22 protein-coding genes are annotated in these 15,891 nt (G+C 42.1%); 19 read left to right on the forward strand and 3 right to left on the reverse strand.

The features are described from left to right. Nucleotide 1 precedes the first annotated feature (1 nt). The 15 genes from ACTWP7_RS17990 (at nucleotide 2) to rpsI (ending at nucleotide 8,902) form a co-directional block, all read left to right on the forward strand. A complete protein-coding gene (locus tag ACTWP7_RS17990; RefSeq protein WP_014641441.1) occupies nucleotides 2-655 on the forward strand; it encodes an adenylate kinase in 654 nt (217 codons plus the stop codon). Continuing rightward, nucleotides 652-1,398 carry a type I methionyl aminopeptidase gene (gene map / locus ACTWP7_RS17995; protein ID WP_443124378.1) on the forward strand — a complete coding sequence of 249 codons (747 nt, stop codon included), beginning with the start codon at nucleotides 652-654 and terminating at the stop codon, nucleotides 1,396-1,398. Before ACTWP7_RS17990 ends, map begins: the two co-directional genes overlap by 4 nt. 16 nt (nucleotides 1,399-1,414) lie before the next feature. Beyond that, nucleotides 1,415-1,750, forward strand: coding sequence for a KOW domain-containing RNA-binding protein (locus ACTWP7_RS18000; RefSeq protein ID WP_014641443.1), 336 nt, complete (start codon nucleotides 1,415-1,417; stop codon nucleotides 1,748-1,750). Next, a complete protein-coding gene (infA, locus tag ACTWP7_RS18005) occupies nucleotides 1,728-1,946 on the forward strand; it encodes a translation initiation factor IF-1 (RefSeq protein ID WP_422165908.1) in 219 nt (72 codons plus the stop codon). The genes ACTWP7_RS18000 and infA overlap by 23 nt, the downstream gene beginning before the upstream one ends. Before the next feature lie 29 nt (nucleotides 1,947-1,975). Continuing rightward, nucleotides 1,976-2,089, forward strand: a complete 114-nt coding sequence (rpmJ, locus tag ACTWP7_RS18010) for a 50S ribosomal protein L36 (RefSeq protein WP_002509257.1) — start codon at nucleotides 1,976-1,978, stop codon at nucleotides 2,087-2,089. A gap of 23 nt (nucleotides 2,090-2,112) precedes the next feature. Then, entirely contained in the window at nucleotides 2,113-2,478 is a 366-nt protein-coding gene (gene rpsM / locus ACTWP7_RS18015) for a 30S ribosomal protein S13 (RefSeq protein ID WP_014641445.1), read from the forward strand. A 29-nt stretch (nucleotides 2,479-2,507) separates the two neighbouring features. Beyond that, entirely contained in the window at nucleotides 2,508-2,903 is a 396-nt protein-coding gene (rpsK, locus tag ACTWP7_RS18020) for a 30S ribosomal protein S11 (RefSeq protein ID WP_089752391.1), read from the forward strand. 177 nt (nucleotides 2,904-3,080) lie between these two features. Next, complete coding sequence (locus ACTWP7_RS18025; protein WP_014641447.1) at nucleotides 3,081-4,025, forward strand: DNA-directed RNA polymerase subunit alpha; 945 nt, start codon at nucleotides 3,081-3,083, stop codon at nucleotides 4,023-4,025. 43 nt (nucleotides 4,026-4,068) lie between these two features. Next, nucleotides 4,069-4,428, forward strand: a complete 360-nt coding sequence (rplQ, locus tag ACTWP7_RS18030) for a 50S ribosomal protein L17 (RefSeq protein WP_014641448.1) — start codon at nucleotides 4,069-4,071, stop codon at nucleotides 4,426-4,428. A 197-nt stretch (nucleotides 4,429-4,625) separates the two neighbouring features. Beyond that, on the forward strand, nucleotides 4,626-5,465 hold the full coding sequence (locus tag ACTWP7_RS18035; RefSeq protein ID WP_443124379.1) for an energy-coupling factor ABC transporter ATP-binding protein: 840 nt from the start codon (nucleotides 4,626-4,628) through the stop codon (nucleotides 5,463-5,465). After that, the gene (locus ACTWP7_RS18040) at nucleotides 5,441-6,313 is read left to right on the forward strand and encodes an energy-coupling factor ABC transporter ATP-binding protein (RefSeq protein ID WP_443124380.1); all 873 of its coding nucleotides are present in this window, start codon (nucleotides 5,441-5,443) and stop codon (nucleotides 6,311-6,313) included. Before ACTWP7_RS18035 ends, ACTWP7_RS18040 begins: the two co-directional genes overlap by 25 nt. After that, nucleotides 6,306-7,103, forward strand: a complete 798-nt coding sequence (locus ACTWP7_RS18045; RefSeq protein ID WP_443124381.1) for an energy-coupling factor transporter transmembrane component T family protein — start codon at nucleotides 6,306-6,308, stop codon at nucleotides 7,101-7,103. The genes ACTWP7_RS18040 and ACTWP7_RS18045 overlap by 8 nt, the downstream gene beginning before the upstream one ends. Nucleotides 7,104-7,118: 15 nt before the next feature. After that, the gene (gene truA / locus ACTWP7_RS18050) at nucleotides 7,119-7,862 is read left to right on the forward strand and encodes a tRNA pseudouridine(38-40) synthase TruA (protein WP_443124382.1); all 744 of its coding nucleotides are present in this window, start codon (nucleotides 7,119-7,121) and stop codon (nucleotides 7,860-7,862) included. Between the two features lie 190 nt (nucleotides 7,863-8,052). Further along, nucleotides 8,053-8,490: a 50S ribosomal protein L13 gene (rplM, locus tag ACTWP7_RS18055; RefSeq protein WP_014641453.1), complete on the forward strand. Its 438-nt coding sequence runs from the start codon at nucleotides 8,053-8,055 to the stop codon at nucleotides 8,488-8,490. Nucleotides 8,491-8,509: 19 nt separating this feature from the next. Further along, nucleotides 8,510-8,902 carry a 30S ribosomal protein S9 gene (gene rpsI / locus ACTWP7_RS18060; RefSeq protein WP_014641454.1) on the forward strand — a complete coding sequence of 131 codons (393 nt, stop codon included), beginning with the start codon at nucleotides 8,510-8,512 and terminating at the stop codon, nucleotides 8,900-8,902. Nucleotides 8,903-9,074: 172 nt separating this feature from the next. On the opposite strand, the gene ACTWP7_RS18065 is transcribed toward rpsI, so the two are convergent. Then, nucleotides 9,075-10,730: a hypothetical protein gene (locus ACTWP7_RS18065; protein ID WP_443124383.1), complete on the reverse strand. Its 1,656-nt coding sequence runs from the start codon at nucleotides 10,728-10,730 to the stop codon at nucleotides 9,075-9,077. A 423-nt stretch (nucleotides 10,731-11,153) separates the two neighbouring features. Here ACTWP7_RS18065 and cwlD point away from each other — a divergent pair, with 423 nt between their 5' ends. After that, nucleotides 11,154-11,882: an N-acetylmuramoyl-L-alanine amidase CwlD gene (cwlD, locus tag ACTWP7_RS18070; protein WP_443124384.1), complete on the forward strand. Its 729-nt coding sequence runs from the start codon at nucleotides 11,154-11,156 to the stop codon at nucleotides 11,880-11,882. 73 nt (nucleotides 11,883-11,955) lie between these two features. Then, nucleotides 11,956-13,008, forward strand: a complete 1,053-nt coding sequence (locus ACTWP7_RS18075; RefSeq protein ID WP_014641458.1) for an Mrp/NBP35 family ATP-binding protein — start codon at nucleotides 11,956-11,958, stop codon at nucleotides 13,006-13,008. A 45-nt stretch (nucleotides 13,009-13,053) separates the two neighbouring features. Here ACTWP7_RS18075 and gerD read toward each other — a convergent pair whose 3' ends face one another. Continuing rightward, nucleotides 13,054-13,701, reverse strand: a complete 648-nt coding sequence (gene gerD, locus ACTWP7_RS18080; RefSeq protein WP_443124385.1) for a spore germination lipoprotein GerD — start codon at nucleotides 13,699-13,701, stop codon at nucleotides 13,054-13,056. 138 nt (nucleotides 13,702-13,839) lie between these two features. On the opposite strand from gerD, the gene ACTWP7_RS18085 reads away from it, so the two are divergent. After that, nucleotides 13,840-14,439 (forward strand): KinB-signaling pathway activation protein, encoded by a 600-nt coding sequence (locus tag ACTWP7_RS18085; protein WP_443124386.1) that lies wholly within the window; start codon nucleotides 13,840-13,842, stop codon nucleotides 14,437-14,439. A gap of 36 nt (nucleotides 14,440-14,475) precedes the next feature. Here ACTWP7_RS18085 and pdaB read toward each other — a convergent pair whose 3' ends face one another. Then, nucleotides 14,476-15,234, reverse strand: coding sequence for a polysaccharide deacetylase family sporulation protein PdaB (gene pdaB, locus ACTWP7_RS18090; protein WP_443124387.1), 759 nt, complete (start codon nucleotides 15,232-15,234; stop codon nucleotides 14,476-14,478). Between the two features lie 122 nt (nucleotides 15,235-15,356). Here pdaB and ACTWP7_RS18095 point away from each other — a divergent pair, with 122 nt between their 5' ends. Beyond that, a complete protein-coding gene (locus tag ACTWP7_RS18095) occupies nucleotides 15,357-15,578 on the forward strand; it encodes a hypothetical protein (RefSeq protein ID WP_443124388.1) in 222 nt (73 codons plus the stop codon). Nucleotides 15,579-15,891 lie beyond the last annotated feature (313 nt).

Below are 15,891 nucleotides of genomic sequence, written 5' to 3' on the forward strand. Positions count from 1 at the left end.
GTTGAACTTAATTCTGATGGGTCTTCCTGGTGCTGGTAAAGGCACACAGGCAGAGAAGATAGTCGAAAAATATAACATCCCTCATATCTCAACTGGAGATATGTTCCGTTTAGCTATCAAAGAAGGAACAGCGCTAGGTAAGGAAGCAAAATCATATATGGACAAAGGCGAATTGGTTCCGGATGAAGTTACCATCGGAATCGTTCGCGAGCGTCTGAGCAAACCGGATTGTAAGGAAGGTTTTCTTCTGGATGGCTTTCCGAGAACCATTGCTCAAGCTGACGCCCTTGAGAATTTGTTAAGCGATATGGATGACACGTTAGATCATGTGCTTCATATTGATGTTCCAAAAGACCAACTCATCGAGCGTCTGACTGGACGACGCATCTGCCCGACTTGCGGTGCCACTTATCATGTAGTATTCAATCCTCCAAAAGAGGAAGGGAAATGCGATCATGATGGCTCTGAGTTGATTCAGCGAGAAGACGATCAACCGGAAACTGTAAGGAAGCGCCTTGAAGTGAATGTGGAACAACAGCAGCCACTTCTGGACTTCTATCGCGACAAAGGATATTTAGTGTCTTTTGAAGGGGATAAGGATATCAACGACGTATTCAAAAACATTGATGAAGTACTTGGAGACCTATCTAAATGATTAGTTGTAAAACACCACGGGAATTAGATATCATGCGTGAAGCTGGCAGGATAGTCGCCTTAACGCACCAGGAGCTGGAAAGAAAAATCCACCCAGGCATAACGACTGGCGAATTGGATAAGATTGCTGATGATTTCATACGCAGTATGGATGCAATCCCATCTTTTAAAGGTTATAATGGATTCCGTGGTAGTATTTGCACGTCGGTCAATGAAGAGCTCGTCCATGGAATACCTGGTGATCGGGTATTGGATGAAGGAGATATTATCAGTATTGATATTGGTGCTAAATACAAGGGTTATCATGGTGACTCGGCTTGGACGTACCCAGTCGGCACTGTAGATGATAAAACATTGGATTTGCTAAAAGTGACAGAGACATCATTGTTCAAAGGACTTGATGAAGCAAACCCAGGTGAGCGCCTTTCAAATATATCCCATGCCATTCAAAGCTACGCAGAATCGAAAGGATATTCGATTGTACGTGAGTATGTAGGACACGGAGTAGGCAAGGAGCTTCATGAGGATCCCCAGATACCTCATTACGGTCCGCCGAATAAAGGTCCTCGACTCAAGCCTGGAATGGTATTGGCTGTAGAACCAATGGTGAACGCGGGGACACGTTACGTAAAAACCCTGCCAGATCGTTGGACTGTGGTCACAAAAGATGGTAAAATGTGTGCGCATTTTGAACACACCATCGCGATTACAGAAGAGGGTTACGAAGTATTAACTAAATCCTAAATGAAGGTGATCGTGTTTGAACGAATCTGAGTCGAGTCCACGAATAGGTCAAATTGTTCGTATTGTGCAGGGGCGTGAGGCAGGACAGTATGCGGTAGTTATCGATGTACTGGATGGCCGCTTTGTGCTGCTTGCCGACGGAGAGAAACGTAAGTATGATCGACCAAAGAAAAAGAATTTGCAGCATATTGAGCTTATGGATTTCATCTCTCCGGAAGTCCAGAACAGCCTTCTAGAAACTGGTCGTGTCACAAATGGCAAGCTTCGATTTGCCGTATCAAAATATGTCAATGAAGCAGTGACTGATTTGAAGAAGGGAGATCAACTCGATGGCGAAAGACGATGTAATTGAAGTTGAGGGGACAATCGTTGAAACCTTACCAAATGCACAATTTAAGGTTGAACTCGAGAACGGTCATACCGTATTAGCACACGTTTCTGGTAAAATTCGCATGCACTTCATTCGAATTCTGCCAGGGGACAAAGTGACGGTTGAGCTATCCCCGTATGATTTAAGTAAAGGACGTATTACGTACCGTTATAAATAAAAACTCCGATCTTAAAGGAGGTATGGATGATGAAGGTAAGGCCTTCTGTAAAACCAATTTGCGAAAAATGCAAAGTCATCAAACGAAAAGGTAAAGTCATGGTAATCTGTGAAAACCCTAAGCATAAACAAAAACAAGGTTAATCTGAAGGAGGTGTACGTAGCACATGGCACGTATAGCAGGTGTAGACGTTCCGCGCGATAAGCGCATCGTCGTTTCATTAACTTATATCTATGGTGTTGGTAAATCACTAGCTGCTGAGATTCTGGCTGAAGCCGGCGTATCAGAGAACACTCGTGTTCGCGATCTTACAGAAGACGAACTTGCTAAGATTCGTAAAGCAGTTGATAACCAAAACGTTGAAGGTGATCTTCGCCGTGAGAACTCTCTAAACATTAAACGTTTGATTGAGATCGGTTCTTACCGTGGAATCCGTCACCGCCGCGGGCTTCCGCTTCGTGGACAAAAGACAAAAAACAACTCTCGTACACGTAAAGGCCCACGTCGTACAGTGGCCAACAAGCGTAAATAAACGAAAGATAAAGGAGGTAAGCTAACCTTATGGCACGTAAAGGACACACACGTACTCGTAAACGTAAGGCGAAAAAGAATATAGAGTCGGGAATGGCACACATCCGCTCTACATTCAACAACACAATCGTTACGATCACTGATGTTCAAGGAAACGTCATCAGCTGGAGCAGTGCAGGTTCCCTTGGTTTCAAAGGATCCCGTAAATCTACTCCATTTGCTGCTCAAATGGCTTCAGAAGCTGCAGCGAAAGATGCTATGGACAACGGTATGAAAACTCTAGAAGTTACAGTTAAAGGCCCTGGTGCAGGTCGTGAAGCAGCGATCCGTTCACTACAAGCAGCTGGTCTTGATATCACGGCAATCCGTGACGTGACTCCAGTTCCACACAATGGTTGCCGTCCACCAAAACGTCGTCGCGTATAATAGTTCTGAATAGAATTTGTCACCCTGTCTATAATGGGTTATGATAGGTTTTTAAATCAAGCGCATGTAGACAGTGAAAAAAGCAGTTGTCTTGTATCGGAACTGCCTACCTGAGGAATTTCGGTTAGACCAAAGTCTAACCGGGGTTTCGACGTTTTGAAGGAGGGTTTAGTGTAAATGATCGAAATTGAAAAGCCAAAAATTGAAACGGTTGAGATCAGCGATGAGTCCACTTTTGGTAAGTTCGTCGTAGAACCGCTTGAGCGTGGGTATGGTACAACTCTAGGTAACTCCTTGCGTCGTATCCTATTATCCTCACTTCCTGGCTCTGCTGTAACATCAGTTCAAATTGAGGGTGTTCTTCACGAATTCTCGACTATTGATGGTGTCGTAGAAGATGTAACCACTGTTATTTTGAATCTGAAGAAACTAGCTTTGAAAGTTTATTCTGACGAAGAAAAGACTTTAGAGATTGATGTGCAGGGTGAAGGAAAAGTCACAGCTGCTGATATTACGCATGATAGTGATGTTGAAGTTCTTAACCCGGACCTTCATATCGCCACATTAGATAGCACAGCTAATCTTCGTATGCGTATTACAGCGGAACGTGGTCGAGGATATCGACCTGCAGAAGGAAACAACCATGAGGACCTGCCAATTGGCGTGATCCCGGTTGATTCAATCTTTACGCCAGTATCCCGTGTAACGTATCAAGTTGAAAATACAAGAATTGGTCAAACTTCAAACTTCGATAAACTTACTTTGGACGTGTGGACTGACGGAAGCATTCGTCCCGAAGAAGCCATTTCTCTTGGAGCTAAGATCTATATGGAGCACCTCAATATCTTTGTCGGCTTAACGGATGAAGCTCAAAAAGCTGAAATCATGGTTGAAAAAGAAGAGGACCAAAAAGAGAAAGTTCTTGAGATGACGATTGAAGAGCTTGATCTTTCCGTTCGTTCATACAACTGCTTGAAGCGTGCTGGTATTAATACAGTACAGGAACTTGCGAATAAATCGGAAGAAGATATGATGAAAGTCCGTAACCTTGGACGCAAGTCACTTGAAGAAGTGAAGTACAAGTTGGATGAACTTGGACTAGGTTTAAGAAAAGAAGACTGATTAATAGAGCATCACAGAGTTAACGGTAAGGGAGGGATTATCAATGGCTAGAAAACTAGGACGTACAACTGATCAACGTTTGGCGCTTCTTCGCAACTTAGCGACCGACTTGATCATTCATGAGCGTTTAGAAACAACAGAAGCTAAAGCAAAAGAGCTTCGTTCTGTGGTAGAAAAAATGATTACTCTAGGTAAACGCGGCGATCTTCATGCCCGTCGTCAAGCTGAGTCATTCCTCTATAAGGCTGACGCTGATGAAGAAGGAGATCAAACAGCTTTACAAAAGCTATTCTCTGACATTGGCCCACGCTATGAGGACCGTCAAGGTGGTTACACTCGCGTGCTTAAGCTAGGCGAGCGTAAAGGTGATGGAGCTAAAATGGCGATCATTGAATTAGTTTAATGACTACCACTGGTATAAAAGGGCAGGAATGAATCTCATCGTGAGGTTGAATCCAGCCCTTTTTTTATTTGTCAAAAATACTATATCTACTTTGGCCTGAAGGTCTCAAAAATATGTTATGGATGTAAGCAAAGGTCTGAAATCCAGAAATATGTCGTATTTCCTGGGAAATAGTCAGATGAGTGGAGGGGAAATGTATGGGGAGCACTCAGATCGAGTTTAGAAATGTTTCATTTCGGTACCAGGAAGATATGCCGTGGGTTCTGAAAGACGTAAGTTTTACGATTTATAATAATGAATGGGTAGCGATGATTGGGCATAACGGATCTGGGAAATCTACCATTGCAAAGTTAATGAATGGTTTGTTATTTCCTCAAGAAGGGGAAATCTTAGTAGATGGTCAGCCCGTTACCGCTTCAACTGTATGGGATATACGGAGGAAGGTAGGGATGGTTTTTCAGAATCCGGACAACCAGTTTGTGGGTACCACTGTTAGAGATGACGTGGCTTTTGGTATGGAGAATCACGGTATGGAAAGAGACTTAATGTTAGAACGTATTACAGAGAGCTTAGAAGCCGTTGGGATGAATGGTTATGAACGGCATGAACCTCATCGGCTTTCTGGAGGGCAAAAACAAAGAGTCGCCATTGCGAGTGTTCTAGCCGTATCACCCCAATATATTATTCTGGATGAAGCAACTGCGATGCTTGATCCTAAAGGTCGAAAAGAAATTATGGAAACCATTCGTGAAGTGCAATACGCGCGGGATCTTTCCCTCATCACTATTACTCATGATTTATTAGAAGTTACGCAGGCGGACAGGGTGATTGTAATGAATATGGGAGAGATTTGGATGGAAGACACTCCAAGAGAGCTTTTCACGAAGAAGAAACAATTAATTGAAATTGGCTTAGATACTCCTTTTGTAAGCAAACTGGCAGATGAATTAAAGGACGCTGGTCTGCCTCTAACACGTGAGCCACTGAATCACCAGGAGTTACTGGAGGAATTATGGACATTTCATTCAACAAGGTAAGTTATACCTATCAACCCAATACCCCATTTGAGCACCGAGCGTTGGATGAGGTGTCCTTTAGGATCAACTCCGGTTCCTACGTCGCTGTAATAGGTCATACAGGATCAGGTAAATCGACTCTTATACAGCATTTGAATGGATTGCTTCAGCCGACTAGTGGTGAGGTGAAAGTTGGAGAGTATCATCTTAAGGCTAATGAAAAAAACAAGCAGCTTAGAAAGCTTCGTGAACAAGTGGGAGTTGTTTTTCAGTACCCGGAGCACCAATTATTCGAGGAAACCGTAGCAAAGGATATTGCATTTGGTCCTCAAAACTTTGGGGTGCCGCAAGAAGAAATCCACCGAAGAACACGAGAAGCCGTAAAAGCAACTCAAATTCATGAGGACCTCCTCGAACGATCTCCTTTTGACTTAAGCGGAGGTCAAATGCGTCGGGTAGCTATTTCGGGAGTTCTTGCCATGGATCCGCGAGTACTTGTGCTTGATGAGCCCACCGCAGGGCTGGATCCTAATGGCCAAAAAGAAATTATGAATATGTTCCATCGACTGCATAAAGATAAGCAGCTTACTACTATCTTAGTCACTCACAGCATGGAAGATGCACTTGCTTATGCAGATCACATTGTGATTCTCAATCATGGTAAGGTTTATATGGAAGGTGCTCCGCTGGAGATCTTTAAACAACAACAAGCGCTTGAGGATGTGCAGCTGGATGTTCCTGAGGTTATACAGTTTGTAACAAAAGTCAGGAAACAGCTCGGAGTTGAAATTGAATACACGGGTCAGAGCATAGCAGAATTAGCAAAGGAATTAACCCGTATAGTGAAAGGGGACCGGGTGTATGAGTAATTCAATGATCATCGGTCAGTATATTCCGGGTGATTCGTTTGTTCACCGGCTGGATCCAAGGTCTAAAATTGCGATTATTTTTTTCTTTGTCATCATTGTGTTTTTTGCTAATTCTGTTATGAGTTATGGACTTCTTGCTTTTTTTGCTATCGGAAGTGCTGCCACTTCCCGTATCCCGCTAAGTTATATTATGAAGGGTCTTAAGCCTGTATGGTTTTTGGTAATTTTCACTTTCCTGCTTCACCTTATAGTAACCAAACAGGGAGAGGTATTGGTTAGTATATTAGGGTGGGAAATATATGAAGAGGGTCTCATTCAGGGAGCTGCTATATCCCTTCGATTCTTTCTCTTAATCATGGTGACGTCCCTTTTAACATTTACTACTACACCTATTGAAATTACGGATGCGATAGAAGAGCTTTTAGGCCCCTTGAAAAAAGTGAACTTTCCTGTACACGAACTAGCCTTAATGATGTCTATCTCTCTAAGATTCATTCCTACTCTTATGCAAGAAACAGAGAAAATATCAAAAGCACAGGCTTCCCGGGGAGTAGATTTCCGCACAGGCTCATTTAAAGACCGTGTGAAGGCGGTAATCCCTCTTTTGGTACCTTTGTTTGTCAGTGCTTTTAAAAGAGCTGAGGAGCTCGCTATGGCCATGGAAGCGCGAGGTTATCAAGGCGGTGAAGGCCGAACAAAATTAAGAGAGCTCCACTTAGGTAAATCAGACGTCTATTTATATATCATGTTCATTATATTAGTGATTGGGCTTTTCTTAACCAGGAGTTAAATGGAGGAAAACGTTTTGCAGCGAATACGATGTATCATTCAATATGACGGTACCAACTATGCGGGGTATCAAGTTCAACTAAATGGAAAAACCGTACAGGAAGAATTAGAAAAAGTTCTTACTAAAATTCATAAGGGCCGGAAAATAAAAGTGATAGCTTCTGGGCGAACGGACTCCGGGGTTCATGCGATCGGACAAGTCATTCATTTTGATACCGAGCTGAAGCTTCCAATGGAGAATTGGAAACGTGCCCTCGCTACTATGCTTCCTGCAGACATTACGGTAACAAAGGCTGAACCGGTAAGCAGCGATTTTCATGCTCGCTACGATACCACTGGAAAAGAATACCGCTATTTCATTTGGAATTCTAAAGAACCAAATATTTTTAAGCGCCATTATTATTATCATATTAGAAAAGAATTGGATGTCCCCGCTATGAAAGAAGCTTGCCGCTATATAGAAGGGGAGCATAACTTTACTTCTTTTTGTTCACCAAAGTCTGATGTGAAAGGAAGCAAAGTACGCATCATTCATCAGGCTTCTGTAGTTCAGAAAGGTGAAGAACTCATCTTTCAATTCAAAGGTTCAGGTTTCTTGTATAATATGGTGAGGATCATTGTAGGTACATTGCTTGAAGTAGGGCATCACGAAAGAGAACCAGCAGATATTCCGTCTATTTTTGAGAAAGAGAATCGTGAATTCGCAGGAAATACGGCTCCTCCGCATGGACTTTTCTTATGGAAGGTTGATTATGAATAAGGGCGGATAATAAATTTTTTTATAATAACAACGATTCCTGGTGTGTATTCTCTTGACATTAGTAATAAGAGTGTTATATTATATTCTATGGCATTTTATTTCTATACCACGATTAGCCCCGGAAACTAATCGTATTTGAGATAAATAAACGAAGCTTTGTAAAAATTAACAATTCAGGAGGGAAACCGACATGCGCACAACTTTCATGGCAAATGAAAACAACGTGGAACGTAAATGGTATGTTGTGGATGCTGCAGGGCAGACACTTGGCCGTTTATCAAGCGAAGTTGCTGCGATCCTTCGCGGTAAAAATAAACCAACGTACACTCCCCATGTTGACACAGGTGATCATGTAATCATCATCAACGCTGGAGAGATTCAATTGACTGGTAACAAAATCAATGACAAGATCTACTATCGTCATTCAAACCACCCAGGTGGCTTGAAAGCCCGTTCAGCTAACGAAATGCGCACGAAATACCCAGAGCAAATGCTAGAACTTGCTGTTAAAGGTATGCTGCCAAAAGGAAGCCTTGGACGTAAGATGGGTAAGAAACTTCATGTTTATGCTGGTAACGAACACAAGCATGAAGCACAACAACCAGAAGTTTACGAACTTCGCGGATAATAAAAGGAGGTAATCAAGAGTGGCACAAGTACAATACTCCGGTACTGGACGTCGTAAGAAATCAACTGCTCGTGTACGTCTTGTTCCAGGAACTGGTCGTGTAGTAGTCAACAAACGTGATGCTGAAGACTTCTTTCCATATGAAACTCTTCGCATGATTCTGAAGCAGCCTTTAGCTGTTACAGAAACAGAAGGTAACTATGATGTTTATGTAAACGTAGACGGTGGAGGATTCACTGGACAAGCTGGTGCAATCCGTCACGGTATCGCTCGTGCTTTGTTAGAAGCAGATCCAGAATACCGTACACCACTAAAACGCGCAGGATTGCTAACGCGTGACGCACGTATGAAAGAGCGTAAGAAATACGGTCTTAAAGGTGCTCGTCGTGCTCCACAGTTCTCCAAACGTTAAGATATCAACATTTCAAAGACTCTCAACCATTTTGGTTGAGGGTCTTTTTTTATTAATTATTAACATGCCCTAGCAACTAATTCGATAGGATCCTTACAATTATGGTCTTGTTATGAGGGAACTCAATATGTAGAGAGAAGAACGTCATGACGTGCTTTTCTCTCATTCTTCATTATTCTATTTCCTGGGGTGGTTCGTTGGGTACGATATTACCTTCTAATTCAAAATCCTCTAGCCCCATATTAAAGTCTTCACCAGAAGCAGTAAATCCGACTGGAGCTACAGGTGAGATAATGTCTGTTTCTTCTCCCCAGGGCTGCTCAAAAACAAATCGATTGATAAGCACTTGGATCTGCCCCGGCTCTGGAGAAGTATCGCCGCCGGAACTGTAATCCACATACACAGCAAGCCAACCTGGGTTAGGGTTGGTTACTTCATTCTCCTCAATAAGAATTGATTCTACCTCAGGAAATTCAAACGGTAGGAAGACAATAGAGTTACCTCCTCGATCCTCATGATCGAATTCGTTCTCTCGAACCAAAATAGAGACATCTTCATAGTTTCTCGTGTCGAATAAGGCAAGCTGGGTATGTCGTTCCACTCTGTTCCTTTCGAGCCTCAATGTTCCTGCAAATCGGTCTTCTTCTAAGGCTCTTACAAACGTGACTGTGCCACGGCTTAAATCACCGCCTCGAAAAGTATTGTCCTTAATGGCAGTTTCTCCTAAGGCCCCTTGAATCTCTAAAGATTCTTCATCTCCCGTATGAATGATAATGTTTCGTTCAAATATAAGGTCCTTTCCCTTTATGCGTGCAGTTCGTTTGCCACCTTCGAGAATCGAATCACGAATGGTTATCCCTTCGTAATAATCTCCTGGTACTCGTTGAGGAATTTCTAGTAAGGTGTCCTCCTCGGCATCTTCGTCTGTTGTTCTGAAGAGAGAAAGCCTTTCTACATTAATATTATCAGCGCGTAGTCTTAAGGCAGCAGCGTCAGGGAGGGTATCAGGGAAGGTTATTCTGGTCTGTTCCGCAGAGCTTCCACGAAGTGTTAAAGACTTATCAATGATCAGTGAAGTATCCTGAGGATAAGCTCCTGGCGAAATGAGTAATGTGTCCCCCGAATTTGCATCTTCAACTGCGACATCAATTAAATCATAAAGGGTCCCTTGATCCACGTTAAAGATGCGACCTGTAATGGCAGGTCTTGCAATCGCTAGCGTAGTATATATTCCGTCCTGAATCCAATCGTAAACTTTAGCTGCACGCATACATAGTTTTTCCCCTTGCTGTACAACAATAAGTGGGTTCGAAGAGAGGGCTGGATAGCTGGTTTTGTTCTCTACTACTCCACGACCGAACACTGCCGGGCATTGCGGGGGGAGAACTGGAGATGGGCAGGATTTTTCGATTTGCTGTGCTCTGGGATTACAGAAGACAGCATCCACGTCTAACGTTACTGTAGTAGACGATTTTACATCTAAACATAAGTCGATTACTACAGTAACTTCTGAAGTGGTAACCGTACAAATCTCGCACGAGTATTCAATAACCTGGCAGTCGATGGCTGTTCCTTGAGGAGCACATAAGTAATAACGGTCGCAAATACTAAATTCAACAGACACGGTAGTTTCGTCTTCAAAAGTAACCATCGCGGTTCCGGTGACCTGTAGATTGACTCGTTGGAGTGTAACGGTACTGCCGTTGAGAAAGGTAAAGACTCTTCCTTGACGACCGCCTCGCTGGGGGAGCTCCCTACAAGTTAAATTCGTAAGCATGCATGATATATTGTCCACCGCTTGCTGGATTTGAGTTGCTTTGATTTTCATATTGAACCTCCTTTTCCAATACAAGCATCTGTTTTCAGATATAGTATTTATATGCGATCCAGCTATGGTTAGGGAGGCGATAATGTAAAATAGGCAGAACGACAATATGTAAGGATTCTTTAACTATTATGAAGAAAAATGACTATAAAAAATAGATCCATGTATTTTAAATTGTAAAGGTCGTTAGTGAATAGGCTATTGTTCCTTTTCTATTCTTTTTCAGAGACTGTTTATACGTGTTCAGGTCTACAAATGAAAATAGGAAATTTGCCAATGATATCGATAAAGCAAGTGAATCCAGCAAGTCTCACAGAGCGTAACAGAACTGCTGTATGAAGGGGTTACATGGATCATCTATCACTTGTTCATATTCTTCACTCTTGTCCCATATAGTGAATTAGGGAGTTTAAGGAGTGTGGAAGAATGATCCGTAAAATGAAGACCACCTTATGGTTAGTGGGAATAATTATACTTGTCTGCCTTGTATCTTATCCTCTGCAGGAAGCAAAAGATGCCTGGACACTGTGGTCATCTCCTCTATCTGGAAAGATTATTGTGCTTGATCCGGGACATGGAGGGGCTGATGGTGGAGCAGAAGGAACAGATGGTACACAGGAGAAAGAAATCACCCTGCGTATGAGTGAATACTTGCGTGACTATCTACAGGAAGCAGGAGCACTTGTGTATTTAACCAGAAATGAAGATAAGGATCTGGCTTCTGAAAATGCCGGGAGTTTATCCAGGCGGAAATCAGAAGATATTCGTAACCGAGTTCAGTACATTAAAGAAAAAGAAGCGGATTTTTATTTAAGTATTCATTTAAACGCTATTCCATCTCCTAAATGGAGAGGAGCTCAGACTTTCTTTAATTCAAACAATCCCCAAAGTGAACACCTGGCCAGATTCATTCAATCGGAAATTAGAACGAATCTTGAAAACACTGACCGACAGGCTATGGATTTGACGTCCATTTATCTGCTTAAGCATGTAGAGGCTCCGGGGGCACTTGTGGAAGCGGGATTTCTCTCGAACGGAGAAGAGCGGGAGCTGCTAAAATCGGAGGAATATCAAAGAAAAATGGCTGCCTCCATTTATCAAGGGGTACTTCGGTATGTGACCGAGAGAGAATATCCTTCTGAAAATGGATTGTAAGCAAATTACTTAGAAAGCGTTTCAGATATGTTATACTAGCATTATTGAACATTTCTAAGGATGGTGAACGGCTTTGTTAACACAAGAAAAAGTACTAGAAATCCTTCATCCAATCGAAGATCCGTTTTTACATAAAACGTTAGAAGAAACCGGTGGGATTGAAGATATATCAATTAAAGAAGAAAAAAACCACGTCAGTGTTAAAGTGTTAATTGCTAAAACAAACACGGCAGAACAAATGGAGCTTCAACAGACGATCGTAAACGCACTGAAAAGCGGCGGGGCAGCTACTGTAGGGCTTCGATTTGATCAGCTTCCAGAAGATGTGATTAATAAGTTTCAGCCGGAAGCGGAAAGTCAGCAGGAAGAATCTTTACTTGATGGCGGCTCCAATACAAAATTCCTTACTATTGCCAGTGGTAAAGGCGGCGTTGGTAAATCAACAGTTACGGTCAACTTGGCAGTAGCACTTACGCGGTTAGGTAAAAAAGTAGGAATCATTGATGCTGATATCTATGGCTTCAGTGTACCGGATATGATGGGTGTGGAAGAGCGCCCGGTTGTCCGCGGGGAAAAGATTATCCCTGTTGAGCGATTCGGAGTAAAAGTCGTTTCCATGGGATTCTTTGTGGAAGATAACTCCCCAATTATTTGGAGGGGCCCTATGCTTGGTAAGATGCTGACAAGCTTCTTTAAAGAAGTGGAATGGGGCGATCTTGACTATCTACTTCTTGATTTACCGCCAGGCACAGGGGACGTAGCTTTGGATGTTCACTCCATGCTTCCTTCGTCTAAGGAAATTATTGTGACGACTCCTCATCCGACTGCTGCCTTTGTAGCTGCACGAGCTGGGCAGATGGCTTTGAAGACAGAGCATGAAATCCTCGGAGTTATCGAGAACATGGCTTACTTTGAAAGTAAGGAAACCGGAAATAAAGAATTTGTCTTTGGACGCGGAGGAGGAACGAAGCTTGCTGAAACACTGCAAACCGGCGTGCTCGGTCATATTCCTCTACAGCAGCCGTACGAGGATGAAGATGTGTTCGCTCCTTCCGTTTATCAATCCGATCACCCAATCGGGTTAAGCTACCGGAATATTGCGGCTAAAATTATTGATAAGTATTAAATAATAAATCACGCGTTTCCCTTCATTAAGGGAAACGCGTGATTTTTACTGGGAAGATCCGCCGCCCTGTTCCTGGCCACCGCTGCCGGATTGTTCTCCACTTCCACCTTGCTCGCCTTCTCCTCCGGAAGAGGAAGAACCTTCACTGGTTTTCATTTTTTCTGCAGCCTTTAACATCGTTTCACTCATCTTGGCTTGAACCACAGGACTATTTAATGTCTCCTGTATTGTCTTCTCAAGATGTTCACGGAACTTCTGTCCCTGCATAACCGTAACCATTTGCTCCATCATTTCAGGATTTTTGTATATCTCAATTAAGAGCTTCTGGTACTCAGGGTCTTTCATTAAACCTTTCAATAGATCCTTTTCTTGTTCTTCCAAGGTTTTGCTGAAACCTTGTACGAAAGAAGGATCAGCAAACAGCTTACTCCAAAACTCTTTCCCTTTATCAGAAACTAAGGTGTCACTGACCGATTGGGCCACGACTTCGGATTCAAGAGTCATGGATTGCTGCATTTTTTCATCAGAGAGAACTTCCGTGAGGGCTTCTTTGCCTTCATCGGTTTTCAATATATCCACAATCATTTTTTTCGTTGTATCATAATCCGCCTGTTGGCTTGCTCCTGAGCTGCCGTTACAAGCTGCCAGGAAAACAAGAATGATGACGGGACATAAAAAGCGAATTTTGGACATGATAGGATGTCCCCTTTCTTTCGTTCTCCTTGGTCTTACTATTCGCGTTTCGACAAATTTTATACGGCAGGAGGAAAAAAGCCGCGCTTCATGATAAAATACGTAAGAAAATCTTTTTTGCATTTAGGGGGAACACGCGTGAATAGTCGTAAATGGGTGAGGTTATTTTTAACGACGCTGCTGCTTGGCGGAGTTTTAACCCTCGTAACCAGTTTTATATTTAAACAAAATTCTTATGCCGAAGTTCTTCAGCCATTTCAATTATTTGAATTAGTGGGTTTGTTATTATTCTTTTCCGGTCTTGGATTTATATTCAGTGTCATTAGTCAAATGGGCTTCTTTGCTTATCTAACGGTTAATCAGTTTGGAAAAGGCTTATTCAGATCTTTTTGGCCTGCACTGCAGTTATTTTTAATTGCCTTTACATTATTTGATCTCGTTTACTTCCGTTATCAAGCGTCTGAGGAAGGTTCAATTGGAGGGTTTTTATTAACTGCCTTAGGAATTTTAGTTATATCCTTAGTGGTGGCCACTGTAAAAGCAAAAGAGACGAAGCGGCATGCTTTTATTCCAGCTCTGTTTTTTATGGTGGTTGTTACCACGGTAGAATGGGTTCCTGCTTTGAGAGCACAGGGAAGTGACTATATATGGATGATGATTATTCCACTGCTTGCTTGTAATGCTTATCAGCTTCTTCTTCTTCACCGCCTGACAAATAATCAGGAAAACGCTGCTTAAATTAATCAGCCACTGTGGTTTCACAGTGGCTGATTTTTAATTAATTTGAGTAGTTTCTGATTCACCGCCGCTTACCAGTTCGGATATGCTGACTAATTTTAATCCTTTTTGCTTCAATCCAGGGAGAATGACCTCTAAAGCTTTTGGTGTCTGCTTAACAGAATCTGAAGCGTGTAATAAAATAATATCTCCTTTTTCACCCTCGTTTAAAACTTGATCAATAATGGCGTTTGTTCCGGGGTTTTCCCAATCTCTAGGGTTCAGACTCCACTGCACAGCCTGCATGCCTTGATTTTCAATCAGTTTCAGTATCTCTTTATCCATATGTCCATGAGGGGGACGGATCCATTTGATTTCTTCAAATCCTAGTTTTTCAAAAGTTTCCTGAGCTTTACTTAAATCCGATCGTACTTGTTCAGGTTTTAATTCTAAATAGCTTTCATATTCATATCCCATCATTCCTATTTCATGTTTTCCTTCCTGGATAGCTGTCACAATATCGGGGTGGCGTTCTGCCCACTCACCGCTAACAAAAAAAGTCGCCTGGGCCTGGTGCGATTCCAGCTGCTCTAAAATTTCATACACTTTGTCGCTTCCCCAGCTGATATTAAAAGTCAAAGCGACAAATGATACATCCTCACTCCCCTGGGTTAATGCTCGAGGTTCACCATTATTAGAAAAAACAGGAAGTTGGCTCCATTGACCTAACCAAAGAAATAACGCACAAAATAGTGCTAATGCTACTACAACGCCATATCGCTTTAACCGTTCCACTTTCCACGTATAAAAGCTCAAAGTATCTGCAACTCCTTCCTTCCAATATGTTCTATACATATGAAAAAAAGGACAACCTATGCTAAAAACAATGATTTTGGGGTAAAAATATATAAAGGTTGGTTATCAGGGAGGTTCTGGCTATGCACGGAATAATAATCAATGATCAAGAACAACGTGAGATTGAATATCTTTTAAAAAGAGAGATGGAAGAAATCACATTTGATTTAGGAGACCACCGAATAGATACAGGGATTAAAAGAGCAATGGAAGAACGGTATGATGTTTTATTTCAAATATTCCGGAGGTTTGGCTCCCGGGAAGAATGTCTGCAATACATGCCTAAAAAGAAAAAAGAAAACTAAGCTCATGCTAAAGTTCAGGGACTACCCTGGGCTTTTTAGTTTTTTTAAATTCCTATATATAGAGGAGATTTTAAAAAAAGATAAAAAAATCCCTTAAAAGTATTGCATTCCATTTTTGATCCATGGTATATTATTAATCGTTGTCGGGAAAGGCGAGCGAATATAAAGCAAACCGAAAACGACACACAAAAAATCATTTAAAAAAGTTGTTGACTTAAACGAGTCACAATGATATGATTATTAAGTCGCTGTTTTGAAGCGGCAAACGAAAACTTTTGATCTTTGAAAACTGAACGAACCAACCAGTACGTCA

The sequence above is a fragment of the Halobacillus sp. B29 genome (assembly GCF_052246755.1).
Classification (GTDB): domain Bacteria; phylum Bacillota; class Bacilli; order Bacillales; family Halobacillaceae; genus Halobacillus; species Halobacillus halophilus.